Source organism: Streptomyces sp. NPDC059989 (genome assembly GCF_042736975.1).
Lineage (GTDB): Bacteria > Actinomycetota > Actinomycetes > Streptomycetales > Streptomycetaceae > Streptomyces.
The window spans coordinates 1-25,711 of sequence record NZ_JBHWUO010000048.1 but is presented as its reverse complement, the minus strand read 5'-3'; the positions used below and the strand labels follow the sequence as shown (position 1 = coordinate 25,711).

Here is a 25,711-nt window from a genome sequence, read left to right as displayed (position 1 = left end):
TTCCGCAAACCCCTCTCTCTATGCGCGTAGAAGGAAGCACCACATGGACGTCATCTCCGTCATCCGGACCAAGCGGGACCGCGGTGAGCTGAGCCCCGAGCAGATCGACTGGGTCATCGACGCGTACACGCGCGGTGTCGTCGCCGACGAGCAGATGTCGGCCCTGGCGATGGCCATCCTGCTGAACGGCATGAACCGGGCCGAGATCGCGCGCTGGACCGCCGCGATGATCGCCTCCGGCGAGCGCATGAACTTCGACTCCCTCTCCCGCCCGACCGCCGACAAGCACTCCACCGGCGGCGTCGGCGACAAGATCACCCTGCCGCTGGCCCCGCTCGTCGCGGCCTGCGGCGCGGCCGTGCCCCAGCTGTCGGGCCGCGGGCTCGGCCACACCGGCGGCACCCTCGACAAGCTGGAGTCCATCCCCGGCTGGCGCGCGCTGCTGTCCAACGAGGAGATGCTGCACGTCCTGGACACCACCGGCGCGGTCATCTGCGCGGCGGGCGACGGCCTGGCCCCGGCGGACAAGAAGCTCTACGCGCTGCGCGACGTGACCGGCACGGTCGAGGCCATCCCGCTGATCGCCTCCTCGATCATGTCGAAGAAGATCGCCGAGGGTACGGGCTCGCTCGTCCTGGACGTCAAGGTCGGCAGCGGCGCCTTCATGAAGAACATCGAGGACGCGCGCGAGCTGGCGCGGACCATGGTGGGCCTGGGCACCGACTCGGGCGTCAAGACGGTGGCCCTGCTCACCGACATGTCCACCCCCCTCGGCCTGACGGCCGGCAACGCGCTGGAGGTCCGCGAGTCGGTCGAGGTCCTGGCGGGCGGCGGTCCGGCGGACGTGGTCGAGCTGACCATCGCGCTGGCCAAGGAGATGCTGGACGCGGCGGGCATCAAGGACGCCGACCCGGCGAAGGCCCTGGCCGACGGCTCCGCCATGGACCACTGGCGCCGGATGATCGCGGCCCAGGGCGGCGACCCGGACGCGGCCCTGCCGGTGGCCCGCGAGCAGCACGTGGTCACCGCCCCGGCCTCGGGCGTCCTGACCCGCCTCGACGCGTACGCGGTCGGCGTGGGCGCCTGGCGGCTCGGCGCGGGCCGCGCCCGCAAGGAGGACCCGGTGCAGGCGGGCGCCGGCATCGAGCTCCACGCGAAGCCGGGCGACACCGTCACGGCCGGGCAGCCGCTGATGACCCTGCACACGGACACCCCGGAGAAGTTCGCGTACGCCCTCGCCTCCCTGGAGGGCTGCCACGACATCGCCCCGGCGGGCACGGCCGTCTCCGCCACGCCGATCGTCCTGGACCGCATCGCCTAGCCCGCGGGTTCGGAAGGGGCCCTGTCGGGCCGTCACCTCCCGTGCCACAGTGGACGGTCCCGCGCCGGTGCGCATGTGCGCCCGGCGCGGGACGGGTGACGGACGTCTGGGGGGACGCATGGGTTCTGCAACCGACCTGCAGGGTGACGGCAGGCCGTACGTCCTGGTACGCGATCTGGTGCGTGCGGTCGTGTCCGGTGTGGCCCCCGAGGAACTGCCGCTCGTGGACGGGCTCCGGCGCTTCGACGACGCGACGGTGGTGCGGCGGCTGAGCGGCCGGGGCCGGCGCCGTGAGCCGCTGGGCTTCGGCGCCGGTGAGATCGCGATGCTCGTGACGCCGGTGGTGTGGCTCGTGCTCGACGGGGTGGGCCAGCGGATGCTGACCGCGACGGTGGACCGCGCCGAGCAGGGGGTGATGGCCGCGCTGCGGCGGATCTTCCGGCGGCGTGCCGCTCCGGTCGGGGTCCCGCCGCTGACGCGCGAGCAACTGGTGGAGGTACGGGCCCTCGTCCTGGAGACGGCGGAGCACCGGGGCCTCTCGCGACGGCGGGCCGAGGAGATCGCGGACGCCCTGGTGGCCCGGCTGGCACTGTCGGACGAGCTCGGCTCATCCGCTCCCGGCGCTCCGGCCGTATCGGACACGGCGGCCGCTCCGGCCGTATCCGGCGCTCCGGCCGTATCGGCCGCTCCGGCCGTATCGGCCGCTCCGGCCGTATCGGCCGCTCCGGCCGTATCGGCCGCTCCGGCCGTATCGGCCGCTCCGGCCGTATCGGACACCCCTAGCACCCCGGCTGCCCAGGTCACCGCGGCCACCCCGAGCGCCCCGGCCACCCCGAGCGCCCCGGCCACCCCGAGCGCCCCGGCCACTCAGGCCGCCGCGGCCACCCCGGCTGCCCAGGCCACGCCGGCGACCCCGGGCATCGGCACCGGCCCCGGCCCCGGTACCGGCCAGGGTTAGGCGGGCGCCGATACCCCTGCCCGGGGCTCGGCCTCATGCCCCGGCCCCGCCCCGGCCCGAGCCGCGGATCGACGAGCGGGTGCTGGGCGCGGGAACCAGCGTCCGCCTGGCACGCGTACACCGTCCGGGGCGACCAGGGCGGCAGACGCTGCATCGAAGCCCTGGACGCGCGCGACAAGCCCGCCCTGCTGAACGCACTGCGCGGCCTGATCGCCGCCGGCCGCTGCGCGGCGTCGGTCAACGCCCGCATCGACAGGATGCCGCGGGACGACGGCCGGCGGGGCACGCTCCGCCCGCCCGCGACGGGGGCCGCCACCACGTGCGAGCGGCCGCCGATCAGACGCCCTGACCCGCCCGGAGCAGCGGCAGGGCCTCGCGCGGGAAGGGCTCGCGCCGCTGCTCCAGCCAGAACAGGTAGCCGCGCAGGTACGCCTCCAGGCCGTCGTCGAGGTAGGCGACGAAGTCCCGGTGGCCCTGCGCGGCTTCGTGGTGGTGCGCCGCGTACCGGGGGTCTTCGTCGTACGCGCCCCACTCGGCGGCGGCGGACACCGCCCACTCACGGACCCGCCCCCGGTCCCGCCACCAGTCGCGGACGGTCTCCACGGTCCAGTGGTCGTCGCCGTCCCAGCCGTAGTTGGTGTAGAGCTCCAGCTCGGCGGCGCTCACCACGGCCTCGGTCTCCAGGACGGTCACCGGCTGGCGGAAGACGAACTCGTGCTCGCCGTCGTAGGCGATGTGGTGCGGCGCCTCGTACCGCCCCATCTCCATGCAGTCGGTGTCCGCGCCGTAGAACGGGCCGGGCACGTTGCGCCAGTTCCGCTCGGCCCAGGTCCCGCAGAACACGGGGCTGCGTGTGGTTCCGTTCCCGATGATCCGGCGGGCGTGGGGCAACGGGTCCCAGTAGGCAGGTCGCATGCGGTCATTCTGCGGGCCCCCCGATGAGTTCCGGCAGGCAGGGGAGTCATCCCCTCGTGAAGATCAGACGACTCGTGCTGCCCGGACCCAGCCCGACCGGACGCGACGCCGCGCGGCTGTGCGAGCGGCTGGCCCGGCTGTACGCGGACGGGGCGACGGCGGTGGAGTGCGATGCCGGGGCCGTCACCGCGCCCGGGCTCGGCGCCGTCGAGGTGCTGGCGCGGCTGCGGCTGGCCGCCCGGGCGCACGGCGGGGCCTTCGCCGTCACCGGCGCCGGCCCCGCGCTGCGGGCGCTACTGGACCTCGTAGGCCTCGTCGAGCTGCTCGGGGAGCCCGAAGAGCGGGAACCACCGCGCGGTGTCCAGGAAGGCATTGAGCCCGACGATCTTGCCGTCTGAGATCTCCAGCACCTGCAGCGCCCACGGGACGTGGCCCGATCCGGAGGCCGCCGGGCGGTACTGGCCGAAGGCCGGCATGCCGTTCGCCGTGGTCGGGATCAGGCGGGAGCCCTTGCAGCCGATGCCCTGGTTCAGATGCCAGGCCGCGATGTCCTCGATGCCCCGCAGCCACAGGTCGAACGGCGGCATCGACAGCACCGCGTCCTCGTGCAGGAGGGTGGTGAGCCGCGAGATGTCGTACGCCTCGAAGGCGGACAGGTACTGCTCCAGCAGCTTCGCCTGGTCCGCGTCCAGCGGATCGGCGGCCTCGCTCTCGCGGATCCGGCTGCCGGCCAGCGTGGCCCGCGCCCGCTGCAGGGCGCTGTTCACCGAGGCCACCGTGGTGTCCAGGAGCTGCGCGACCTCGTCGGCCTTCCAGGCCAGGACCTCGCGCAGGATGAGCACCGCCCGCTGCTTCGCCGGCAGGTGCTGGAGCGCCGCGACGAACGCCAGCCGGACGGACTCCTTGGCCAGCGCCATCTCCGCCGGGTCGGCGGTCTGCGGCAGCACCCGGCCGTCCGGGACAGGCTCCAGCCAGGTCACCTCGGGCCGCTCGTTCAGCACGGCGGAGGCCTGGTGCTGCGGTGCGGTCAGGTCCATCGGGCGGGCCCGCTTCTTCCCCGCGTTCAGCAGGTCCAGGCAGACGTTGGTGGCGATCCGGTACAGCCACGACCGCAGCGAGGACCGGCCCTCGAACTTGTCGTGGCTGCGCCAGGCTCGGACGTACGTGTCCTGCACCGCGTCCTCGGCGTCGAAGGAGGAGCCGAGCATCCGGTAGCAGTAGCCGGTCAGTTCGACGCGGTAGCGCTGCATCGCCGCATCGAGGTCCGTGTCCGTCGCGAGGTCTGTCATGTCAGCCGATCCCCCTGGTAGAACCCGATACTTCGGAAACTACCGGAGGGCTCTGACAGCCGCAGCCCGACCGGCGGGATACCGCCGGGTACGACCCGGCGGCTCCTCTAGCGCGCCGCTGCCGCCCCGGCCGGGAGCCGGCGCTCCGCGCGGGCCGCGTGGGACCCGTACAGCGTGATCGACACGACGCCGAGCACCGCGAGCAGCGCGATGCCCACCGTGGCCGCCCACCCCGCGGAGTGGTAGGCGAGGGCGCCCAGGGTGCCGCCCGCACTGGAGCCCAGGTAGTACGCCGACTGGTAGAGGGCGGAGGCCTGCGCCCGGCCCGTCTTCGCCGTCCGGCTCACCGCCGCGGACGCCACCGCGTGGCCCGCGAAGAAGCCCGCCGTGATCAGGACCAGGCCGAGCAGGATCGCGGCCAGCGAGTCGGCCAGCGAGAGCAGCAGCCCCAGCGCCGTCGTCGTCACCGCCAGGTACAGCGCACCGCGCCGGCCCGTCCGCGCCACCAGCTGCCCGGCGGCCGCCGAGGAGACCGTACCGACCAGGTAGACCAGGAAGATCGACCCGACCACGCCCTGCCCGAGCGAGAACGGCTCGTCGACGAGGCGGTAGCCGATCACGGTGTACACCGCGCCGAAGACGGTCATGAACAGCGCGCCGATCCCGTACAGCCGCAGCAGCAGCGGATCGCGCAGGTGCCCGGCGACCGTACGGGCCACCGCGCGCGGGTTCAGCGACGCCGGGCGGAAGAACCGGGCCCGGGGGAGCAGCACCAGGAAGGCCACCGCGCAGGCCAGCGACATCAGCCCGACCGCCAGCAGGCCCGCCCGCCAGCCGCCCAGCTGCGCCGCCCAGCCCGTGACGAGGCGGCCGCTCATGCCGCCGATGGAGTTGCCCGCCACGAACAGGCCGATCGCACCGACCAGGGCCTTCGGCTTGACCTCCTCCGCCAGGTACGCCATCGCGGAGGCCGGGATCCCGGCGATCGCCGCGCCCTGCACGGCGCGCAGCGCCACCAGCCATTCCAGGCTCGGCGCGAAGGGCACCAGCAGGCCGACGCCGACGGCCACCGCCATCGACCAGGTCATCATCCGGGTGCGCCCGAACCGCTCGGACAGCGCGCTGAGCGGCAGGACGAACAGCGCGAGCGCGCCGGTGGCCGCGGACACCGTCCAGCTGGCCTGACCTGCCGTCACCCCGAAGCCGTCGGAGATCGCGGGCAGCAGCGCCTGGGTGGAGTAGAGGAGGGCGAAGGTGGCGAGACCGGCGGCGAAGAGCGCGAGGCTCATCCGGCGGTAGCCGGGGCGGCCGGGCTCCCGGCCCTCGGGGGTGCGGGTCTCGGGGTCCTGGAACGACAAGGTGGAGGCACCCGGGATGACGGGTGCCCCGGTATGAGCGGGAGGCATACGTCGAAGGTAGGCCCGTCGTTTTGATGCGTCCAATGCACGGATTCGCGATAATCGATCCACTCACGCATCAGCACAGCTCAGGGCGGCGCATGTCGATGAACCGTTACGAAGAAGACTTGTCGGTGACACGTTTGCTGGCCCCGCGCCTCGCGTACTTCGCGGCCGTCGCCCGGCACGAGCACGTCACCCGCGCCGCCCACGAGCTGGGCGTCCCGCAGTCCACCCTGTCGCGGGCCATGGTCCGCCTCGAACAGGACCTCGGCGTCACGCTGTTCGCCCGCAAGGGCCGCACCGTCGCCCTCACCACGGCCGGCCACACCTTCCTGGCCTCCGCCGAACAGGCCCTCGACGGCATCGCCCGCGCCGCCGAATCCGTCCAGCAGGACGCCGACCCGGCCTTCGGGAAGGTCGCTTTCGGCTTCCTGCACACCCTGGGCTCCGAGACCGTACCCGGCCTCATCCGCGCCTTCCGCGCCGACCACCCGCGCATCCGCTTCTCGCTCGTCCAGAACTACGGCGAGGCCATGCTGGAGAAGCTCCGGGCCGGCGAGCTCGACCTCTGCCTGACCTCACCGCTGCCCGACGCCCCCGACCTCGTCGCCCGCCGCCTCGACGAACAGCGCCTGCGCCTGGTCGTCCCCGACGACCACCGCCTCGCCGTCCGCAAGCGCGTCCGCCTCGCCGAGGCCGCGGAGGAAACCTTCGTGACCCTCGAACCCGGCTACGGCCTGCGCCGCATCACCGACGACCTGTGCGCGGAGGCCGGTTTCACCCCGCGGGTGGCCTTCGAGGGCGAGGAGGCCGAAACCCTGCGCGGCCTGGTCGCCGCCGGCCTCGGCGTGGCCCTCCTGCCACCCCCGGCCGTCGCCCGCCCCGGCGTCGTCGAACTGACGGTCACCGCCCCCCGCGCCGTCCGCGAAATCGGCGTCGCCTGGCTCGACGGCCACCCCGACACCCCACCGGTGGCGGAGTTCAAGCGCTTCCTCCTCTCCCGCCGGGGCCGCCTGATCGATTCCAGCCTCGCCGGCGTTTGAGGCGAACCCAGCCGGCTCTGCCGGGCGGACGGCAGCAGCCAGATCCAGCCCCGCCGGCGTTTGAGGCGCAGGGTCTGGGGCGGAGCCCCAGGTCCGGGCGCAGCCCGGCTAGCCCTCCGGCGGAGCCGGGGCCGGGCCTGGCCCCGGGGCCAGCAAATACCCCGCCTGAAACCGGGACTTGGCCCCAACCGCGCGCATGATCTCGGCAATGTGCCGCTGGCACGTCCGCTCCGACATCCCCAGCCGCCGCGCGATCACCTTGTCCTCCAGCCCCTCCGACAGCAACCGCACGATGTTCTGCCGCAGCTCGTCCGAGATCGACCGCGCCGCCTCCGGACTCACCGTCGTCGGGAACGGCTCCGCCCCCACCCACGACCGCTCGAACGCCGAGGTCATGAAGTGCACGACATTCGGTTCCCGCACCACCAGCGCCGCCCCGCTCCGGTCCGGCACCGCCATCAGCCCCGTGTGCCCGTCGAAGACCAGCATCCGCATCAGACCGTCGCCCAGCGTCCGTACCTGCGCCCCCAGCGCCGTCACCCGCTCGACGTACGCCGCCGTCGGCCGGGAGTACCGCGCCGTGTGCTGGTAGATCGTCCGCATCCGCACCCCGCGCGTCAGCAGCTGCTCGTCCCGCCCGATCGACTCCTCCAGCGTCTCCAGAGGCCGGCCCCCGCCCGGCTGCGAGGTCAGCAGCTCCGTCTCGCACGCCGCGACCAGCTCCGCGATCAGCCCCCGCACCGCACCCAGGTCCGTGACCAGCTCCAGGCGCCCCGCCCCGCTCAGGTCCCGGTGCGCCGTCCCCGCCTCGTACGCCGGCACCAGCGCCTCCAGCCGCCCCCGCAGCCGGTCCATCTCGTCGTGGGTCTCCCGCACCAGCAGGGCCAGCGGGGCCAGCGCCCGGGCCGCCGCCGCCCGGGGTGCCACCGCGCTCCACCGGTCCGGCGCGCCGCCCGGCGCCCGCTGGAGCAGGTGCGCGGCGGCCAGCTCGGTGATCGCGGCGGCCGCGCGCACGCCCAGCGCCTCGGTGGCCTCGCCCGTGTCAAAGGCGTGCCGCTCGACCGCGTACGCGTAGAGGCGCCGCGCCGCGGGGCTCAGGTCACCGGCTTCTTCGGCTGGCATATGCGTATTGGTCCCGGATTGCATGCCTTTATAAACCCCTCGTGTTCCCGCAAGGCGGCAAGACGACGCCTGGCCGGCGGCAATCGGCATATGCCGAAGGGGCACAGTGGCTCCACGGCGTGAGGGGGGAGCGCGGTATGCAGGAGCGGACACCCAGTAGGGGGCGGGGGCCCGTGGCCGTCCTGCTGAGCCCGCGACCAGCCGTGGTGGCTGCCGCCCGCCGTGCGGGCGCGCGCACCGTGGTGGTCGCGCCGGGTCCATCGGTGCCATCCGACCGTGAGGGGGCGGAGCGGCGGGTACGGACGGACTGGCGCGACCACCGACTCCTCGTCGGGGCGGTCGGCCGGCTGGAGGCGGTACGGCACGGCCGCGCCGCCGTCTTCGGCTTCGACGCCGCCGGAGCGCTCGCGGCCGCCCGCGCCAACGAGGAGCTGGGGCTGCCCGGCACCCCCACCTCCGCCGTGACCGCCCTCATGGACAAAGCCGCCCTGCGCGCCCGTTCCAACACCCTGCACCCCGCCCGGCCCGTGTCCTTCGCGCGCTGCGGCCGCGCCGCGACGCTCCCTTTCCTCACCACCCTCATCGGATACCCGTGCGTCATCAAGCCCCGCGCCGGCACCGAAGGCGAAGGGGTCCGGCTCGTCCGCGACGAGGCCGAGGCGCGCGCCGCCGCCCGCGGCTACCCCGAGGTCACCGACCTGCTCGTCGAGGAGTACCTCGAAGGGCCGGAGCTCACCGTCGAGGCCCTCTCCCGGACGGGCCGCCACCGCATCCTCGGCTGGAGCCGCCGGCTCACGGGCCCCCGGCTCACCGCCACCGGCCACGACGTCCCCGTCGCCCTGGATCCGGCGACCGCCGAGGCCGTACGGGCCCTCGTACGCGGCGTCCTCGACCTCGCCGGGCACCGCGACGGCCCCTCCCACACCGAGGTCATCCTCACCGCGCGCGGGCCGCGGCTCGTCGAGGCCCATGCCCGCCCCGGCGGCGAGGAGTTCAGCCGGCTGCTGCGGGCCGCCCACGGCACGGACGTCCTCGGCCTCGCGCTCGCCGCCGGGCTGGGCCTGCCCGATCCGGTGCGCAGCCCGCGCGCCGCTTACGCCGGACTGCGGTACGTGGACTTCCCGCCCGGCCGCCGCGTCGACGGCTTCCGCCCGGGACTGGCCGCCGCACGGGCCGTCCCGGGTGTGGTCAGGGTGCAGCTGGAGATCCCGCCGGGCGCGACGGTCCGCCGCCCGCCGACGGGCGCACGGCACCACGCGTACGTCCTCGCGACCGCGGCGGGGGCGGACGCCGTGGCCCGCGTCCTGGACCGGGCAGCGGGGCTGATGTCTCAGCCGGAGGCCGGCTTCGCGAACTGTCCGTAGCCGGTCCAGTCCAGTACGACGCACTGCTCGTCGCCCAGGACCCAGGCGTCGTGCCCGGGGGCGATGCTGATGAAGTCGCCGGCGCCGACCTCGCCGCTCTCCCCGTCGTTCATGACGATCTTCATGCGGCCGCTCACCACGTACCCCGTGTGCGCGGCCTCGCAGCTGTCCGTGCCGGCCAGCGGCTTGATGTGCTCCGACCACTTCCAGCCCGGCTCGAACACGGCACGCCCGACGGACCCGCCGTCGGTCTCCAGGACGTCCAGATGGCCCTTGCCGTCCTCGAACGGCCGCCTCTCGTCCGCCTTGTCGAAGTTCCTGTACACCAGTCCGGCCATGAGTGATCGCCTCCGGGAGACATGGGCCCCGAGTCCACTCCTCACTTTACGCTCGGGGCCCGCGGCTCACCCGCGCAGCGAGCGCCCGAACCCCGAGGCGAGGGGCATCCGCAGACCCAGCGGCGGCGGAGCGGCGAGCGCGTCCGTCACCGGCCGCGAGTACCGGCCCGAGAACACCGCCCCGAGGACGAAATCCACGGACAGGGCCACCACTTCCGCCTGGTGCTCGCGCAGCGCGTGCCCGTCCGAATGCACCTCGAACCGGCACGTCGCCCGGTTCGCCTTCTTCGCCCGCGCCGCCAGCCGGAAGGAGGTCTCCGGGTCGCTGCGGGCGTCGTTCGTGCCGTGCACGATCAGCACCTGACGGCCCGACAGTTGTTTCACCGGTTCCGGCGAATCCGCCGCGGCGGCAGATTCCCCTAAACAAGGGGCGAGCGCCAGGACCGAGTTGACGGCCTCGTGGCCCGCCGCCCGCAGCGCGGCCACGCCTCCCGCGTCGTAGCCGGCCAGGCACACCGGCACGTCCCCGTACCGCCGCACCACCTCGTCCGCGGCCCAGCCGGCCTCCTCCTCGCGGGAGGCGCCCCCGCCGTGGATGAGGGTGTGCGCGACCAGCCCTTCCGTCCCGCCCGCCCGGGCCAGCGCCCGCGCGAGCGGACGTACCGGACCGGGGGAGAATCTGGACGCCCCGGGGAGCAGGAGCACCACACCACTGACCGTCGATCCCGAGCCGTTCGCGCCGGCTGCCCGTCCCAGACGGACCCCGCGCGCCGGCGGCGCATGCTGTGCCATGGCGGAACAGTCTCAGACTTGGAGGTGTACGCCATCCGTCGGTGCGGTCTCTGTTACATATCGGCGCACGCCGCGGGCACGCGCTCTACGCGCGTAGGAGCTAGAGTGCCCAGATGACGAGCGAGACCCCCAACCTGCCGACCCCGGATCAGATCCGCCGCTCCCCGAAGGTGCTGCTCCACGACCACCTCGACGGTGGGCTGCGCCCCGGGACCATCATCGAGCTGGCCAATGAGGTCGGGTACGAGAACCTCCCCGAGACCGATGCCGACAAGCTCGGCATCTGGTTCCGCGAAGCCGCCGACTCCGGCTCCCTCCCGCGCTACCTGGAGACCTTCGCGCACACCTGCGCGGTCATGCAGACGAAGGCCGCCCTCTTCCGGGTCGCCGCCGAGTGCGCCGAGGACCTGGCCGAGGACGGCGTCGTGTACGCCGAGATCCGCTACGCGCCCGAGCAGCACCTGGAAGCCGGCCTGACCCTCGAAGAGGTCGTCGAGGCCGTGAACGACGGCTTCCGCGAGGGCGAGCGCCGCGCGAAGGCCAACGGCCACCGCATCCGCGTCGGCGCCCTGCTGACCGCGATGCGCCACGCCGCCCGCGCGCTGGAGATCGCCGAGCTGGCCAACCGCTACCGCGACAACGGCGTGGTCGGCTTCGACATCGCCGGCGCCGAGGCCGGGTTCCCTCCCACCCGCCACCTCGACGCCTTCGAGTACCTCAAGCGCGAGAACAACCACTTCACGATCCACGCGGGCGAGGCCTTCGGCCTGCCGTCGATCTGGCAGGCCCTGCAGTGGTGCGGCGCCGACCGCCTGGGTCACGGCGTGCGGATCATCGACGACATCGAGGTCGCCGAGGACGGTTCCGTGACGCTGGGCCGCCTGGCCTCGTACGTCCGGGACAAGCGCATCCCCCTGGAGATGTGCCCGACCTCGAACCTCCAGACCGCCGCGGCCACCTCGTACGCCGACCACCCGATCGGTCTGCTGCGGAAGCTGCACTTCAGGCTCACGGTCAACACCGACAACCGTCTGATGAGCGGCACCAGCATGAGCCGCGAGTTCGAGCACCTGGTCGACACCTTCGGCTACTCGCTCGACGACATGCTGTGGTTCACCGTCAATGCGATGAAGTCCGCGTTCATTCCTTTCGATGAACGACTGGCCATGATCAACGAAGTGATCAAGCCCGGTTATGCGGAGCTGAAGTCGGAGTGGCTGTTCCAGCAGACCGCCTCCACCAGCGGTTCTGTCTCGGCTTAGGTCATGGCATGACGTACTGAAAGCGCCCGGGAGGAGCAATTCCCGGGCGCTTTCTCATATTTACCGATGTTTGCGGGCGGGGGTTTGAAGTGACTAGTTTGCGGAGCCGCTCAATTCCCCGTCGCAAGGACACGTTTTCATGAAGAAGTCAGCTGCCAAGACCCTCGGTGCCGCCGCTCTGGGCGCCGCCTTCGCCGTCGCTGCCGCCGGTACGGCCTCGGCCGCTCCGGCCGTCGGCCTCACCGACGCGCTGGGCCCGGTCACGAGTGCGCTCCAGGGTGCGACCAGCCAGCAGCACATGGGCGCGGAGGGCGAGCAGTCGAGCGACCCGACCTCTCAGGTCACCGGCCTGCTGAACCCGCTCACCAACAGCCTGAACGGCCTCGGCGGCTGATCCTGCCGCGAAACGTACGCGCGTGCGGCGGGCGCACGCCTCTTCGACGAGGTGTGTGCCGCGCCGCGCCGTGTGCCACGATCACCACCAACTGCCCGCCGACGCACTCGGTATGAGGTCATTGGTCATGCGCATGAAGGCACGAGCGACGATGGTCGCGCTGGTCCCCGTCCTGCTGTTCGCGGCCATGGGGTGCAGCAGTACGGACACCCCCGCGAAGGGCAAGGGACCGGACCCCAAGGGGTCGGCCGCACCCGCATCGGGCGCGCCGGGCGCCCCGGCCGCGTCCACCCCCGCCGGATCGGCCGCGCCGAAGACCGGCGGCACCAGGCTGGAGCGGTCCGCGCTGGAACAGGGCGACCTGGCCGGCTACCAGATCTCCGCCCAGGGCAAGAACCCGAACGCCCCGGACGGCCAGCCCCAGGCCGACAGGAAGGCCTGCCAGCCGCTGGCCGACATCATGGGCGACAAGCCGGACCCGGCCGCACGCGAGACCGTCAACCGCGGCATCGGCTCCCAGAAGCAGGTCGGACTCGCCGTGTCCGCCTCCGTCAGCTCCTACGCCGCGAGCGACGCCAAGGCGCTGATCGCCCGGCTCAAGGACGCCGTCGCCGCCTGCGGTACGGGCTTCTCCGCCAAGGTCGAGAAGCAGACCGGCAGCTACCGCGAGGTGCAGGCGGCCGACTTCCGCACGGCCGGCGACGAGAGCGTCAGCTGGACCATGGTCGCGTCCGCCGAGGGCGTCTCGGCGCAGGTCCACCTCGTCGTCGTGCGCGAGGGCGACACCGTCGCGCGGCTGATGGCCCTCAACGTGGCGGCCGGCTCGCAGAAGGCGCGGGTGCCGCAGGAGGTCGCCGACAAGCAGCTCGACAAGGTCAAGCACGCGGGCTGACCCCGCCGCGGACTACCAGGCGGTGGAGGCGGACTTCTCGTTCGGCAGGAGCAGCCACAGCGCCAGGTAGACCAGGAACTGCGGGCCGGGCAGTAGGCACGAGACGACGAATATGACGCGCATCGTGTTCGCGGACATTCCGAAGCGGCGCGCCAGACCGGCACAGACTCCGCCGATCCATCGTCCGTCACGGGGGCGGGCAAGGGCGCTCATGGTTTCTCCTTCGTCGGTATCGCTGCTTCGCAAACCTGCCCGGTTCGCGATGCCTCAATACTCCCGCGGAACCGCCGACAGAACCTCGGTCCACGGGCCGAGCCCGACCCTGGTAATTCTCGGGGTAGCCCCCTGATAAGCGGCCTGTGAGGCCGCTCGGGCACGCCGCAGACGGGCGCGCAGCGCCGGTACGACGGCCACGTGCGCGAGCAGCACCCCGAGGGTGTTCAGGAGCACCGAGTCCACGTCGACGACCTGGCCCGGCACGGCGGTCTGGAGCATCTCGATGCACACCGAGACCAGCGCGCCCGCGGCGGCCGTGCGGGCCAGCGAGGACCAGGCGGACAGCGGCGACGGCGCGAGCCGCCCGCTGACCAGCGGCAGCAGGACGCCGAGGGGGGCGAGCAGCACCAGCCCCTCGCCGATCCGGCGGGCGGCCTCCAGCGGTCCGTAGGCGAGGTCCGCCCTGATCCCCTCCAGCGGGGTCAGATTGGCGGCCGCGGCCCAGGGGACGTCCAGTGGTCGCAGGGTCAGCCACCCGACGATCAGGAGGTGGGCGGCCAGCAGGGCGGCGGCCAGGAGCCGGGCCCGGAGAGGGATGGCGTTGGCGGGGCTGCCGCCTGCCTCATTGCGCTGCACACCTGCGAGGACGCACCCGGCGGTAGCGCCGGTTCCGCCGGTCGGGGGACGGGTCCGGGCGGTTTGTCCGGACCGCTCGGAGGCCGGTCAGCCGGTCGGCCCGCGGGCCCGGCGGTTCGGCGGCTCGCCGGCTCGTCAGCTCGTGGCGAGGAGCACGATCAGCAGCAGCGCGCCGGCCACGGCGGGCACGATGATCTCGTACGACCAGTGCACGTGCACGCTGCCCTGGGCCCCGGCGCGCGAGGCGCCGCGCTCGGCCAGCTCCCGCAGCTCGTCGACGACCTGGTCGGCATGGGCGCGCGGCGGCCCGGCCGGAGCGGCGGCCGTGTCGCCCTCCGGGGCGGAGAGGCCCTTGCCCTTGAGCCCGCCGCGGCGGGAGAGCTGGCCCCGGCTCGCCTTCTTCCGCTCGCGCAGCGAGACGGGGACGGACCAGAGCTGGTACTTCGAGCCCTCGGCGAGTACCTCGGCCGAGTACCCGGCGCGCACCGCGTCCACGGCCGCCCAGGGCAGCTCGATGACCCGGAAGGGGTTCCGCACGCGCATCCGGTCGTCATTGGCGAAGACGGCGGGGCGGAGGGTGAAGGCCACGGTCAGCGGGACCGCGCACAGCGCGATCGCGAGCGCGATCCACGGGGTGTTGCCGGAGCCCCGCACCACGGCGTCGCCGCAGAGCCACGCGATCAGGGCGAGCAGCGCGACACCGCTGGCCACGGCCATGGAGGAGCGGTAGACCCGGTCGTCGTAGACGGGCTCGTCGGTCGGCTGCTGCTGGCTGCTCATGGGGCCGATTCTGCCCCACGCCGTCTCACCCCACGAGATCGGCGTACAGAATGATGTTGTCGGGCCGGTGGCCGTCGGTGATCTGCCCGCCGCAGGTGATGACGCGCAGCTCCGGGCGCGCGGTGTCCCCGTAGACCTTGTCGGTCGGGAACCGCTTCTTGTCGACCTGCTCCAGCTCGCGGACGCGGAAGACGGCGGTGCTGCCGTCCGCCCGGGAGACCGTGATCTCGTCGCCGGTGCGGACCCGCGAGACGTCCTTGAGCACGGCCGGTCCGCGGGCGGTGTCGAAGTGGCCGATCAGCACGGCGGGGCCGGTCTCGCCGGGGGTGACGCCCTTGTCGTACCAGCCGATCTTGTCCCCGTCGGCCACGGAGGGCACCTCGACCGTGCCGTCGGCGGCCAGCCCCAGGGTCAGCAGCGGCGAGGCGTCCACCCCGGCCGCGGGGATCCGTACGCGTACGGGCACGGAGGCGGGCAGCGGGGCGGCCGACGCCGGGGCCGCGGGGGCGGCCGTGGGGGTGACGGCGGGCGGGGCGGCCGAGCCGGCCGCCGGCGGGGCGCCGGTGGTGGCGGCGGCTCCGCATCCGGTCAGGGCGGCCGAGAGGAGGGCGGTGGCGAGCAGGAGGCGGACGCGGTGGGCCATGGCGGTGCTCCGGGAACGGTTCCGGCGGGCCACCGCGAGGGTGGCCCGCCGGAAGGAGTGGAGGGTCGGGAGGAACGGGAGGGACGGGAGCGTCAGCGCTGGGCGCCGGCGCGGCGCTTGCGGTGCAGGGTGGCCGCACCCAGCGCGGCGACGATCGCGGCGAGACCGGTGCCGGCCAGGGCGGTGGTCGAGTCGTCGGTGTCCTCGGTGGCGATCTCGGCGCCCGCGGCGACCCCGCCCTTGGGGACGACGGAGGTCTGGCCGGCGGTCTGCGGCTTGGGCGCGGCCGGCGTGGCGGCGCTCGGCTTGGCGGAGGGCTTCGCGGTCGGCTCGGTGGACGGCTTGGGGTCCGGCTGCGGCTTCTGGGTCGGCTGCTCGAGCTTGTAGTCGTACTCGCAGCCCTTGGGCAGCTTCGGGAAGGCCTGGTGGCCGTACGGCATGCCGCCGCCCTGGGTCTTCCACTCGAAGACCGGCTCGGCGGAGCTCGGGTTGAGGATGCGGGCGACGATGCCGGCGCCTTCCGGCAGGGAGGGCGTGGTGCGGGTCAGCGTCTCGAAGGTCTTGTCGCCGGCCTCCGAGAACAGCTGGGCCTGCGGACCCTTCGGGGAGGTGAACAGCCGGGCTCCCATGCCCGCGCCGATCGATATGTGCGTCGGCTCGCTCATGCACTCCGGGCCCTGGCCCTTCGGCAGCGGGTAGGAGCTGGTCTTGCCGTCCTTGGTCACGGTGAGGATCGGGTGGTGGACGTCCTCTTCGACGAGTTCGAGCTGCAGGCCCTCGACCGAGGCCTTGGGGTGCTCGAAGTCCAGCTTGGCCAGGACCTTGCCGATGTAGTCGTCGCCCGGCTTCCAGTCCGGGGAGACGGCGCGGACCCAGACCTCGGGGCCCTCGGACTTGTTGCGCAGCACCGCGACCACACCCTTGCCGATGGAGACGGGCGTACCGGCGTAGCGGTCGGGGACGGAGGAGGCCGCGGCCGCGGCACTCAGCGGAGTGGCGGCGAAGGCGGCGCCGGCGGGGGCGAGGAGGGCACCGGCGAGCACGGCGGTGGCGATGGCGGTACGGACGGCGGTACGCATAACGACTCCTTAAGCAGGTTTCGGAAAAGGAAGGAGAGCCGCATGCCGCGTTTGTCTCTGTCGGGTTTTCGTCCGGGTGAGGTTCTGGCGGGCTGCTGAGAACAAATTTATGGATCTTGTACGGCCGGACGATTCGCTTCCTGTCATGGCCGCGTAACAGAGAGTGGAGGTGTCGATTCCATAGCGGATCGGGCGGAATCGAGGGGAGGGGGTGACAGGTCGCTACGCGCGTAGATATGCTCATCTGGTGACCATGCCCACCACCCTCACCGCATTCGCTGACGTGACGACGTCCGACAGCGCGCTGCGCCGCTTCCTGCACGGGCTGCCCGGCGTCGACGCCGTCGGCCTGGAGGCCCGCGCGGCCGCCCTCGGCACCCGTTCGATCAAGACGACGGCCAAGGCGTACGCCATCGACCTGGCCATCTCGATGATCGACCTGACGACGCTGGAAGGCGCGGACACCCCGGGCAAGGTCCGGGCGCTCTCCGCCAAGGCCGTCAACCCTGATCCCACCGACCGTACGACGCCCATGACCGCCGCGGTCTGCGTGTATCCCGACATGGTGGCCACCGCGAAGGCGGCGCTGAACGGCGCCGACGTCAAGGTCGCCTCCGTCGCCACCGCGTTCCCCGCCGGCCGCGCCGCCCTGCCGGTCAAGCTCGCGGACACGGCCGACGCCGTCGCCGCCGGCGCCGACGAGATCGACATGGTCATCGACCGTGGCGCCTTCCTCGCCGGCCGGTACCTGGAGACGTACGAGCTGATCAAGGCCATCAAGGAGGCCTGCGTCCGCCCCGACGGCACCGCGGCCCGCCTCAAGGTCATCTTCGAGACCGGCGAGCTGTCGACGTACGACAACATCCGCCGCGCCTCCTGGATCGGCATGCTCGCGGGCGCCGACTTCATCAAGACGTCGACCGGCAAGGTGGGCGTCAACGCCACCCCCGCGAACACGCTGCTCATGCTCGAAGCCGTCCGCGACTTCCGCGCGCAGACTGGAATCCAGATCGGCGTGAAGCCGGCCGGCGGCATCCGCACCACCAAGGACGCGATCAAGTTCCTGGTCCTGGTCAACGAGACCGTGGGCGAGGACTGGCTGAGCAACCACTGGTTCCGCTTCGGCGCCTCCAGCCTGCTCAACGACCTGTTGATGCAGCGGCAGAAGCTGAGCACCGGCCGTTACTCCGGTCCCGACTACGTGACGGTGGACTGATCACCATGGCATCTGTATTCGAGTACGCACCGGCTCCCGAGTCCCGCTCGGTCGTCGACATCGCCCCCTCCTACGGGCTCTTCATCGACGGCGAGTTCACCGACGCCGCCGACGGCAAGGTCTTCAAGACCGTCTCGCCGTCCTCCGAGGAGGTCCTGGCCGAGGTCGCCCAGGCGGGCGCCGCCGATGTGGACCGCGCCGTCAAGGCCGCCCGCAAGGCCTTCGCGTCGTGGTCCGCGCTGCCCGGCTCCGAGCGCGCCAAGTACCTCTTCCGCATCGCCCGGATCATCCAGGAGCGCAGCCGCGAGCTGGCCGTCCTGGAGACCCTGGACAACGGCAAGCCGATCAAGGAGACCCGCGACGCGGACCTCCCGCTGGTCGCCGCGCACTTCTTCTACTACGCGGGCTGGGCCGACAAGCTCGACCACGCGGGCTACGGCCCGAACCCGCGCCCGCTGGGCGTGGCCGGCCAGGTCATCCCGTGGAACTTCCCGCTCCTGATGCTCGCGTGGAAGATCGCCCCGGCGCTCGCCACCGGCAACACGGTCGTGCTGAAGCCGGCGGAGACGACCCCCCTCTCGGCGCTGTTCTTCGCGGACATCTGCCGCCAGGCGGGCCTGCCCAAGGGCGTCGTCAACATCCTCACCGGCTACGGCGACGCGGGCGCGGCCCTCGTCGAGCACCCGGACGTCAACAAGGTCGCCTTCACCGGCTCGACCGCCGTGGGCAAGAAGATCGCCCGCCACGTCGCCGGCACCGACAAGAAGGTCACCCTGGAGCTGGGCGGCAAGGGCGCCAACATCGTCTTCGACGACGCCCCCATCGACCAGGCCGTCGAGGGCATCGTCAACGGCATCTTCTTCAACCAGGGCCAGGTCTGCTGCGCGGGCTCCCGCCTGCTGGTCCAGGAGTCGATCCACGACGAGCTGCTGGACAGCCTCAAGCGCCGCCTGTCGACCCTGCGCCTCGGCGACCCGCTCGACAAGAACACCGACATCGGCGCGATCAACTCCGCCGAGCAGCTCGCCCGGATCACCGCGCTCGCGGAGACCGGCGAGGCCGAGGGCGCCGAGCGCTGGTCCCCGGCGTGCGAGCTGCCGTCCGCGGGCTACTGGTTCGCCCCGACGCTCTTCACGAACGTCACCCAGGCGCACACCGTCGCCCGCGACGAGATCTTCGGCCCGGTGCTGTCCGTGCTGACCTTCCGTACGCCCGACGAGGCCGTCGCCAAGGCCAACAACAGCCAGTACGGCCTGTCCGCCGGCATCTGGACGGAGAAGGGCAGCCGCATCCTCGCGGTCGCGAACAAGCTCCGCGCGGGTGTCGTCTGGGCCAACACGTTCAACAAGTTCGACCCGACCTCGCCCTTCGGCGGCTACAAGGAGTCGGGCTTCGGCCGCGAGGGCGGCCGCCACGGCCTGGAGGGCTACCTCGATGTCTGAGTCGACCCGTCTGAACGTCTTCAAGACCTACAAGCTGTACGTCGGGGGCAAGTTCCCCCGCTCCGAGAGCGGCCGGGTGTACGAAGTGACGGACTCCAAGGGCAACTGGCTGGCCAACGCCCCGCTGTCCTCCCGCAAGGACGCGCGTGACGCGGTCGTCGCGGCCCGCAAGGCGTTCGGCGGCTGGTCGGGCGCGACCGCGTACAACCGCGGGCAGATCCTCTACCGCATCGCCGAGATGCTGGAGGGCCGCCGCGACCAGTTCGTCCGCGAGGTCGGCGAGGCCGAGGGCCTGTCCAAGTCCAAGGCCGGCGCGGTCGTGGACGCGGCCATCGACCGCTGGGTCTGGTACGCGGGCTGGACCGACAAGATCGGCCAGATCGTGGGCGGGGCCAACCCGGTCGCGGGCCCGTTCTTCAACCTCTCCACCCCGGAGCCGACCGGTGTCGTGACCGTGATCGCCCCCCAGGACTCGTCCTTCCTGGGCCTGATCTCGGTGATCGCCCCGGTCATCGCGACCGGCAACACGGCGGTCGTGATCACCTCCGAGAAGGCCCCGCTGCCGGCCCTCTCCCTGGGCGAGGTGCTCGCCACCTCCGACCTGCCCGGCGGCGTGGTCAACATCCTGTCCGGCAAGGCCGCCGAGATGGGCCCGCACCTGGCCTCCCACCAGGACGTCAACGCGATCGACCTGGCGGGCGCGGACACCGCGCTGGCCAAGGAGCTGGAGATCGCGGCGGCCGACAACCTCAAGCGCGTCCTGCGTCCACAGCCTGTGGACGACTGGACCGCGGACCCGGGCACGTCCCGCATGACGGCGTTCCTGGAGACCAAGACGGTCTGGCACCCGACGGGTTCGCTGGGCTCGGGCGGATCCTCGTACTAGACGGATCCCCACATGAACCGGCCCCGGCAGCGTCCCCCGCGCTGCCGGGGCCTCCGTGCTACCCGGTCCCGCCGCTACTTCGGGGGCAGCAGGGGCCCGAGCAGCGAGGACGCGGCCGCGGCGGGCAGCTCGCCCACGGACGGCCCCTGCGTCAGGATCCCCGTGACCATCCCCGTGCCGACGGCCGGGAAGTCGGCCACCCTGGTCCCCACCCCGTTGTCGAGGGGGTCCACGCCGGTGTGCGCGAGGGGGTTCACCTTGAGGTTCGCGATCGGGTCGGTGACCCCGGCCAGGGCCGCCGGGACATCGAGCTCACCGGCCTGCGCACCCCCGGCCGCCATCGCCAGGGCCGCGCCGGCCATCGAGACGGTCAGGCCCGCGGAGCGGAGCCGGCTGCTTGCGGAGGGGGCTGCTGAGTGGCGTGCCATGGGGAATCCCGCCCTGTGGTCGTACGTACTCGGTCGTAGTCGCGTGCGCACGCAGCGTAGTGGAGGTGTGATCCTCGATACCAACCGGCCACCGGGAGGATCCCCTACCCGGGGGAATGGTTCAGACTGGTGTCCCGTGAGCTGTTCTTCTCCTTCGCCGACCCGAGTCGTCCTGCTGACCGGTCCGTCGGGCTCCGGAAAATCCGTACTGGCCGCCCGCTCCGGGCTGCCCGTGCTGCGCCTCGACGACTTCTACAAGGAGGGCGACGACCCCACCCTCCCGCTGGTCGACGGCAGCTCCGACATCGACTGGGATTCGCCGCTGTCCTGGGACGCGGAGGCGGCCGTGGCCGCGATCGCGGAGCTGTGCGCGTCCGGTCGTACGGACGTCCCGGTCTACGACATCTCGACGAGCGCGCGTACGGGGGCCGAGGTGCTGGACATCGCGAGGTCGCCGCGGACGCCGCTGTTCATCGCGGAGGGCATCTTCGCCGCCGACATCGCGGCGCGCTGTCAGGAACTGGGCCTGCTCGCCGACGCGATCTGCCTGCGGGGGCGGCCGTCGACGACCTTCCGGCGGAGGCTGGCCCGTGACCTGCGGGAGGGGCGCAAGTCGGTCCCCTTCCTCCTGCGGAGGGGCTGGCGGCTCATGCGGGCCGAGCGGGGGATCGTGGCCCGGCACATCGCGCTGGGCGCGCATGCGTGTGCCCGCGACGAGGCTCTCGGCCGCCTGGCCGCCGCCGCGGCGGGCCGCCACCGGGCCGCCGCCGTGGCGTAGCCGCCCGCCTGCGGCGCCGTTGCACGGGGCTCCGCCCCGGACCCTCCCCCAGACTCCGTCCGGGGGGACCCCCCACGCCTCAAACGCCGGCGAGGCTGGATATGCCCCCGCCGTCCCGCGCGTGCGGAAGGTTGCGCTACGCGCACTTGCAGGCCGAGGCCGGCCACATCCAGCCCCGCCGGCGTTTGAGGCGCGGGGTCTGGGGCGGAGCCACAGGTCCCGGCGGAGCCGGGCTGGCCGGCCACGCTCCCGCGTCGCGCGGGCTCGGCGGAGCCCCAGGTCCCGGCGGAGCCGGGTTGGTCGGCCACGCTCCCGCGTCGCGCGGGCTCGGCGGAGCCGGGCTGGACCGCACACGCGAAAAGGCGGGACCCTGCGGACCCCCGGCCGCATGATCCCGCCTTTTCCCCCCGCGGCCCCCGCCCCACCCCCGTAGGACGGGCCCCCTGGCCCGATGGTCCGTGCGCGCCGCCCTCAGGCGACGAGCTCCTCGAAGGACTCCGCCTCGTCGCGGCCGAAGCTCAGCGCCTCGTCCTCCCGCAGCCGCCGCAGCGACCGCCAGATGCTCGACTTCACCGTGCCGACGCTGATCCCCAGGATCTCCGCGATCTCCGGGTCCGTGCGGCCCTCGTAATACCGCAGCACCAGCATCGTGCGCTGCGGCTCCGGGATCCGGGTCAGCGCCTGCCACAGCACCGCGCGCAGTTCCGTACCGCGCATCGCGTCCGTGTCCGACGCCGTCTCCGGCAGCTCCTCCGTCGGGTACTCGTTCAGCTTCCGCCGGCGCCACGCGCTGATGTGCAGGTTCGTCATCGTGCGGCGCAGGTACCCGCCGACGGCGGCCTTGTCGCTGATCCGGTCCCAGGCGCGGTACGTCGAGAACAGCGCGCTCTGCAGCAGGTCCTCGGCCTCGTACCGGTCGCCGGTGAGGTGGAAGGCCGTCGCGTACAGCGCCGCCCGGCGCTCCTGCACGTATGCCGTGAACTCCGCCTCCGAGGTGGAGGACGGGGTGGGCCGTTCGGGAACCGCCTGGTACTGGTTAGCGTCAATGGCTACGAGATGGGCCGGCCGGGGACGGGCGACCGTCACCGAACGGCCACCCGCCCGACGGTTCACATCGTGCAGCCGCGTGACAACCGCGCTGGTCGTGGTGCTGTGCAGCGTGTTCATCTCGCGCCCCCCGTCGTGGAGTCTGCTTCGGTTCCGTGCTTTCGTTCGCTGATAGAAGACTGCCCGGCCGACTTAACCGGGGTGTCCGCCGACTGTCACAGGCCTGTCACAGCGACCTCCGGCAGATCCCGTGTCCCCGACGGTCGAACTACCGACGGCCGATGGGACAGAATGAGCCCGTGCCTTTCCTGTTGCTGATCGAGGACGACGACGCCATCCGCACGGCCCTCGAACTCTCCCTGTCTCGCCAGGGCCACCGTGTGGCCACCGCGGCGACGGGCGAGGACGGCCTCAAACTGCTGCGCGAGCAGCGGCCGGATCTGATCGTGCTGGACGTCATGCTGCCCGGGATCGACGGCTTCGAGGTGTGCCGGCGGATCCGCCGCACCGACCAGCTGCCGATCATCCTGCTCACCGCGCGCAACGACGACATCGACGTGGTCGTCGGCCTGGAGTCCGGCGCCGACGACTACGTGGTCAAGCCCGTCCAGGGGCGCGTCCTCGACGCCCGGATCCGGGCCGTGCTGCGCCGCGGCGAGCGCGAGTCCAGCGACTCCGCGAGCTTCGGCTCCCTCGTCATCGACCGGTCCGCCATGACGGTGACGAAGAACGGCGAGGACCTCCAGCTCACGCCGACCGAGCTGCGGCTGCTGCTGGAGCTGAGCCGCCGCCCCGGACAAGCCCTCTCCCGCCAGCAGTTGCTCCGGCTCGTCTGGGAGCACGACTACCTCGGCGACTCGCGGCTCGTCGACGCCTGCGTGCAGCGGCTGCGCGCCAAGGTGGAGGACGTGCCGTCCTCGCCCACCCTGATCCGGACCGTCCGGGGCGTCGGCTACCGCCTGGACTCCCCGCAGTGATCCGCGCGCTGCTCGCGGGCCGGCGCTGGACCAGCCTGCGGCTGCGGCTCCTCGTCGTCTTCGCCCTGGTCGCGCTGACGGCCGCGGTATCCGCCTCCGGGATCGCGTACTGGCTCAACCGCGAGGCGGTCCTCACCCGTACCCAGGACGCCGCCCTCGGCGACTTCCGGCAGGAGATGCAGAACCGTGCCGCCGCGCTGCCCGCCGACCCGACGGCCGAGGAGATGCAGCGCACCGCCGAGCTGATGGCGGGCAGCAGCCCCGGGTACAGCGTGCTGCTGGTGCAGGAGCGCAAGGACGGCCGGCAGGTGTACGGGCAGGCGGGGCCGGACGCCTTCCGGCTGGCCGACGTACCGAAGTCCCTCCAGGACGCGGTGAACGACCGGCAGAAGACGACGGCGGCGAACGACGCGGAGTACCACGTCTACTGGCAGCGGACGAAGCCGCGCGGCAATCCGTACCTGGTCGGCGGGACGCGGATCGTGGGCGGCGGGCCGACCGGCTACATGTACAAGTCGCTCGCGCAGGAACGGGACGACCTCAACGCGCTCGCCTGGTCGCTGACGATCGCGACGGGGCTGGCGCTGCTGGGCTCGGCGCTGCTGGCGCAGGCCGCGGCCCGTACGGTGCTCAAGCCCGTGCAGCGGCTGGGCGACGCGGCGCGCCGGCTGGGCGAGGGGGAGCTGGACCACCGGCTGGACGTGTCGGGCACGGACGAACTCGCCGATCTGGCGCACACCTTCAACAAGACGGCGGAGGCGCTGGAGAAGAAGGTCGCCGACATGAGCGCCCGGGAGGAGTCGAGCCGGCGCTTCGTCGCGGACATGTCGCACGAACTGCGCACGCCGCTGACGGCGTTGACGGCGGTCGCCGAGGTGCTGGAGGAGGAGGTCGACGACCTCGATCCGATGATCGCACCGGCGGTGGCGCTCGTCGTCAGCGAGACGCGGCGGCTGAACGACCTGGTGGAGAACCTGATGGAGGTCACCCGCTTCGACGCGGGTACGGCCCGGCTGGTGCTGGACGACGTGGACGTCGCCGACCAGGTCACGGCCTGCATCGACGCGCGGGCCTGGCTCGACGCGGTCGAACTCGACGCCGAGCGCGGCATCGTGGCGCGGCTCGACCCGCGCCGCCTCGACGTCATCCTGGCCAACCTGATCGGGAACGCGCTCAAGCACGGCGGCTCGCCGGTGCGGGTCAAGGTGGTCGTGGAGGGCGAGTGGCTGGTGATCGCGGTGCAGGACAACGGGCCGGGCATCCCGGAGGACGTCCTGCCGCACGTCTTCGACCGCTTCTACAAGGCGAGCGCGTCCCGTCCGAAGTCGGACGGGAGCGGGCTGGGCCTGTCGATCGCCATGGAGAACGCGCACATCCACGGCGGTGACATCACCGCCGCCAACGGGGCGGGGGGCGGGGCGCTGTTCACGCTGCGGCTGCCGGTGGACGTGGGGAAGGTGATCGCGGGTGAAGAGGCGTAGTTCCCTCCCTGTGGTGGCGCTGGTCTCGCTCTTGCTCTCGGGCTGCGTTTCCGGGTGCGGGATCAGGGCGACGACCGTGCCGGTGGACGTGGGTCCGGCGCCTTCGCGGGTGTCGTGCGACACCCCGGCGCAGCCGGGCGGGCAGAGCGGGGAGCAGGGCTTCCGGGCCACGGTCGAACTGGTCTGCGGATCGCAGCTGGTGGGCGTGGACCGGGTGGTTCCGGTACCGGAGAAGCGGGTGCTACGGGATCCCGTGGCGCTCGTCGCGCAGGCGCTGCTGGAGGCCCTGGAGCGGACGCCGTCCGGGGAGGAGCGGGACGCGGGCTTCACGACCGGGGTCCCGACGGGGCTGACGGCGGTCGCGCCGAGGGCGGGGGATCCGGCGGGCACGGTGCGGTTGAGCCGCAAGCCGGAGGACCTGCCGCCGGTGGCGCTGTCGCAGATCGTGTGCACGCTGGCGGGCAACGACGCCGTGTCGGCCGGGCCGGGCCCGGTCGTCCTGGGCGGCCCGAACGAGGACCCGCCGCGCGCCTGGGAATGCACGGACGCGGTCCGCTCCAGGCCGGAGTCGGTGCCGACATTGGGCGAGATCGTGCGGCCTTCTGGGGCGGCGGGGGGCTGAGGGGGGCCTCGGTGCCGTTGCGTGGGCGGGGCGCTGTTGTTGGGGCTCCGCCGCAGATCGGGCCCGCTATCTCCCCCTCGGGCTCCCCGGGCTCGGTCGGTGGTTGCCCACCCGCCCCCCTCAGCGGCGCAGCTGAGGTTCGGCAGCCGGCGGTCGGGGTCGGGCGGAGCGGCATTTTGCTCCGGTGGGTCGGCCTGCCGATCGGTGGCTTCGGGGGTCGGGATTCAAGTGGGGGGCATCAGGGAGGGTTTGGGGGTTTCCCGTCAGTCTCATCGTCTCTCCGTGGCGGGACGGCCTGTCAAGGGCGCTCCCTGCGGTCGCGTCGCTTCGCGATGGCCTTCGGCCACCCTTGACAGGCGGCCCGGCCACGGAAATACGAAGACTTCCGGG

The 25,711-nt window shown here is 72.7% G+C and carries 28 protein-coding genes; 15 read left to right on the top strand and 13 right to left on the bottom strand.

The window, feature by feature from the left end; translation table 11 throughout:
• Positions 1–43 precede the first annotated feature (43 nt).
• Both ACFWBN_RS31390 and ACFWBN_RS31385 read left to right on the top strand, forming a co-directional pair.
• Positions 44–1,321: a thymidine phosphorylase gene (locus ACFWBN_RS31390; protein ID WP_385182336.1), complete on the top strand. Its 1,278-nt coding sequence runs from the start codon at positions 44–46 to the stop codon at positions 1,319–1,321.
• A 118-nt stretch (positions 1,322–1,439) separates the two neighbouring features.
• Positions 1,440–2,279 (top strand): hypothetical protein, encoded by an 840-nt coding sequence (locus tag ACFWBN_RS31385; protein WP_385182333.1) that lies wholly within the window; start codon positions 1,440–1,442, stop codon positions 2,277–2,279.
• Between the two features lie 336 nt (positions 2,280–2,615).
• On the opposite strand, the gene ACFWBN_RS31380 is transcribed toward ACFWBN_RS31385, so the two are convergent.
• Positions 2,616–3,194, bottom strand: a complete 579-nt coding sequence (locus ACFWBN_RS31380) for a ferredoxin (protein WP_385182331.1) — start codon at positions 3,192–3,194, stop codon at positions 2,616–2,618.
• Positions 3,195–3,250: 56 nt separating this feature from the next.
• On the opposite strand from ACFWBN_RS31380, the gene ACFWBN_RS31375 reads away from it, so the two are divergent.
• On the top strand, positions 3,251–3,592 hold the full coding sequence (locus tag ACFWBN_RS31375) for an STAS domain-containing protein (RefSeq protein ID WP_385182327.1): 342 nt from the start codon (positions 3,251–3,253) through the stop codon (positions 3,590–3,592).
• Here ACFWBN_RS31375 and ACFWBN_RS31370 read toward each other — a convergent pair.
• Positions 3,488–4,483, bottom strand: a complete 996-nt coding sequence (locus ACFWBN_RS31370) for a sigma-70 family RNA polymerase sigma factor (protein ID WP_385182324.1) — start codon at positions 4,481–4,483, stop codon at positions 3,488–3,490. The two genes, ACFWBN_RS31375 and ACFWBN_RS31370, sit on opposite strands and share 105 nt — an antisense overlap.
• Positions 4,484–4,590: 107 nt before the next feature.
• Positions 4,591–5,889, bottom strand: coding sequence for an MFS transporter (locus ACFWBN_RS31365; protein ID WP_385182321.1), 1,299 nt, complete (start codon positions 5,887–5,889; stop codon positions 4,591–4,593).
• A 98-nt stretch (positions 5,890–5,987) separates the two neighbouring features.
• Here ACFWBN_RS31365 and ACFWBN_RS31360 point away from each other — a divergent pair, with 98 nt between their 5' ends.
• Positions 5,988–6,926, top strand: a complete 939-nt coding sequence (locus ACFWBN_RS31360) for a LysR family transcriptional regulator (protein ID WP_385182400.1) — start codon at positions 5,988–5,990, stop codon at positions 6,924–6,926.
• 108 nt (positions 6,927–7,034) lie between these two features.
• On the opposite strand, the gene ACFWBN_RS31355 is transcribed toward ACFWBN_RS31360, so the two are convergent.
• Positions 7,035–8,048: a LuxR C-terminal-related transcriptional regulator gene (locus ACFWBN_RS31355; RefSeq protein WP_385182318.1), complete on the bottom strand. Its 1,014-nt coding sequence runs from the start codon at positions 8,046–8,048 to the stop codon at positions 7,035–7,037.
• Between the two features lie 263 nt (positions 8,049–8,311).
• On the opposite strand from ACFWBN_RS31355, the gene ACFWBN_RS31350 reads away from it, so the two are divergent.
• Entirely contained in the window at positions 8,312–9,412 is a 1,101-nt protein-coding gene (locus ACFWBN_RS31350; RefSeq protein WP_385182315.1) for an ATP-grasp domain-containing protein, read from the top strand.
• On the opposite strand, the gene ACFWBN_RS31345 is transcribed toward ACFWBN_RS31350, so the two are convergent.
• The gene (locus ACFWBN_RS31345; RefSeq protein ID WP_385182312.1) at positions 9,379–9,750 is read right to left on the bottom strand and encodes a cupin domain-containing protein; all 372 of its coding nucleotides are present in this window, start codon (positions 9,748–9,750) and stop codon (positions 9,379–9,381) included. The genes ACFWBN_RS31350 and ACFWBN_RS31345 overlap by 34 nt on opposite strands.
• Positions 9,751–9,816: 66 nt before the next feature.
• The gene (locus ACFWBN_RS31340; RefSeq protein WP_385182310.1) at positions 9,817–10,542 is read right to left on the bottom strand and encodes an alpha/beta hydrolase; all 726 of its coding nucleotides are present in this window, start codon (positions 10,540–10,542) and stop codon (positions 9,817–9,819) included.
• A gap of 113 nt (positions 10,543–10,655) precedes the next feature.
• Between ACFWBN_RS31340 and ACFWBN_RS31335 the strand changes: the two genes are divergently transcribed.
• From ACFWBN_RS31335 to ACFWBN_RS31325, 3 genes are all read left to right on the top strand, one after another.
• Positions 10,656–11,804: an adenosine deaminase gene (locus ACFWBN_RS31335; RefSeq protein ID WP_385182307.1), complete on the top strand. Its 1,149-nt coding sequence runs from the start codon at positions 10,656–10,658 to the stop codon at positions 11,802–11,804.
• 139 nt (positions 11,805–11,943) lie between these two features.
• Entirely contained in the window at positions 11,944–12,198 is a 255-nt protein-coding gene (locus ACFWBN_RS31330) for a hypothetical protein (RefSeq protein ID WP_385182304.1), read from the top strand.
• Positions 12,199–12,325: 127 nt separating this feature from the next.
• Positions 12,326–13,090, top strand: a complete 765-nt coding sequence (locus ACFWBN_RS31325) for a hypothetical protein (RefSeq protein WP_385182302.1) — start codon at positions 12,326–12,328, stop codon at positions 13,088–13,090.
• 12 nt (positions 13,091–13,102) lie between these two features.
• Here ACFWBN_RS31325 and ACFWBN_RS31320 read toward each other — a convergent pair whose 3' ends face one another.
• The 5 genes from ACFWBN_RS31320 to ACFWBN_RS31300 all read right to left on the bottom strand — a co-directional run bounded on the left by ACFWBN_RS31320 (position 13,103) and on the right by ACFWBN_RS31300 (position 16,444).
• Positions 13,103–13,303: a PspC domain-containing protein gene (locus ACFWBN_RS31320; RefSeq protein ID WP_385182299.1), complete on the bottom strand. Its 201-nt coding sequence runs from the start codon at positions 13,301–13,303 to the stop codon at positions 13,103–13,105.
• 54 nt (positions 13,304–13,357) lie between these two features.
• Entirely contained in the window at positions 13,358–13,942 is a 585-nt protein-coding gene (locus ACFWBN_RS31315; protein WP_385182296.1) for a VanZ family protein, read from the bottom strand.
• Between the two features lie 135 nt (positions 13,943–14,077).
• The gene (locus ACFWBN_RS31310) at positions 14,078–14,722 is read right to left on the bottom strand and encodes a PH domain-containing protein (RefSeq protein ID WP_385182292.1); all 645 of its coding nucleotides are present in this window, start codon (positions 14,720–14,722) and stop codon (positions 14,078–14,080) included.
• A 25-nt stretch (positions 14,723–14,747) separates the two neighbouring features.
• A complete protein-coding gene (locus ACFWBN_RS31305) occupies positions 14,748–15,365 on the bottom strand; it encodes a class F sortase (RefSeq protein ID WP_385182288.1) in 618 nt (205 codons plus the stop codon).
• Positions 15,366–15,457: 92 nt separating this feature from the next.
• Complete coding sequence (locus ACFWBN_RS31300) at positions 15,458–16,444, bottom strand: hypothetical protein (RefSeq protein ID WP_385182285.1); 987 nt, start codon at positions 16,442–16,444, stop codon at positions 15,458–15,460.
• 253 nt (positions 16,445–16,697) lie between these two features.
• Between ACFWBN_RS31300 and deoC the strand changes: the two genes are divergently transcribed.
• Genes deoC through ACFWBN_RS31285 form a run of 3 tightly spaced genes read left to right on the top strand, consistent with a single transcriptional unit; the run spans position 16,698 to position 19,988 of the window.
• Entirely contained in the window at positions 16,698–17,660 is a 963-nt protein-coding gene (gene deoC / locus ACFWBN_RS31295; protein WP_385182398.1) for a deoxyribose-phosphate aldolase, read from the top strand.
• A 5-nt stretch (positions 17,661–17,665) separates the two neighbouring features.
• Positions 17,666–19,102, top strand: coding sequence for an aldehyde dehydrogenase family protein (locus ACFWBN_RS31290; RefSeq protein WP_385182282.1), 1,437 nt, complete (start codon positions 17,666–17,668; stop codon positions 19,100–19,102).
• On the top strand, positions 19,095–19,988 hold the full coding sequence (locus tag ACFWBN_RS31285; protein ID WP_385182279.1) for an aldehyde dehydrogenase family protein: 894 nt from the start codon (positions 19,095–19,097) through the stop codon (positions 19,986–19,988). Before ACFWBN_RS31290 ends, ACFWBN_RS31285 begins: the two co-directional genes overlap by 8 nt.
• Positions 19,989–20,062: 74 nt before the next feature.
• Here ACFWBN_RS31285 and ACFWBN_RS31280 read toward each other — a convergent pair whose 3' ends face one another.
• Complete coding sequence (locus ACFWBN_RS31280; protein WP_385182276.1) at positions 20,063–20,416, bottom strand: hypothetical protein; 354 nt, start codon at positions 20,414–20,416, stop codon at positions 20,063–20,065.
• A 70-nt stretch (positions 20,417–20,486) separates the two neighbouring features.
• Here ACFWBN_RS31280 and ACFWBN_RS31275 point away from each other — a divergent pair, with 70 nt between their 5' ends.
• Entirely contained in the window at positions 20,487–21,194 is a 708-nt protein-coding gene (locus ACFWBN_RS31275; RefSeq protein WP_385182395.1) for a uridine kinase, read from the top strand.
• Positions 21,195–21,665: 471 nt separating this feature from the next.
• On the opposite strand, the gene ACFWBN_RS31270 is transcribed toward ACFWBN_RS31275, so the two are convergent.
• On the bottom strand, positions 21,666–22,361 hold the full coding sequence (locus ACFWBN_RS31270) for a SigE family RNA polymerase sigma factor (protein WP_385182273.1): 696 nt from the start codon (positions 22,359–22,361) through the stop codon (positions 21,666–21,668).
• 179 nt (positions 22,362–22,540) lie between these two features.
• Here ACFWBN_RS31270 and afsQ1 point away from each other — a divergent pair, with 179 nt between their 5' ends.
• From afsQ1 to ACFWBN_RS31255, 3 genes are read left to right on the top strand one after another with little or no spacing between them, the layout of a single operon-like run.
• Positions 22,541–23,218, top strand: coding sequence for a two-component system response regulator AfsQ1 (gene afsQ1 / locus ACFWBN_RS31265; RefSeq protein WP_215018238.1), 678 nt, complete (start codon positions 22,541–22,543; stop codon positions 23,216–23,218).
• Positions 23,215–24,699 (top strand): ATP-binding protein, encoded by a 1,485-nt coding sequence (locus ACFWBN_RS31260; RefSeq protein ID WP_385182269.1) that lies wholly within the window; start codon positions 23,215–23,217, stop codon positions 24,697–24,699. The genes afsQ1 and ACFWBN_RS31260 overlap by 4 nt, the downstream gene beginning before the upstream one ends.
• Positions 24,686–25,321: a hypothetical protein gene (locus ACFWBN_RS31255; RefSeq protein ID WP_385182266.1), complete on the top strand. Its 636-nt coding sequence runs from the start codon at positions 24,686–24,688 to the stop codon at positions 25,319–25,321. The genes ACFWBN_RS31260 and ACFWBN_RS31255 overlap by 14 nt, the downstream gene beginning before the upstream one ends.
• Positions 25,322–25,711 lie beyond the last annotated feature (390 nt).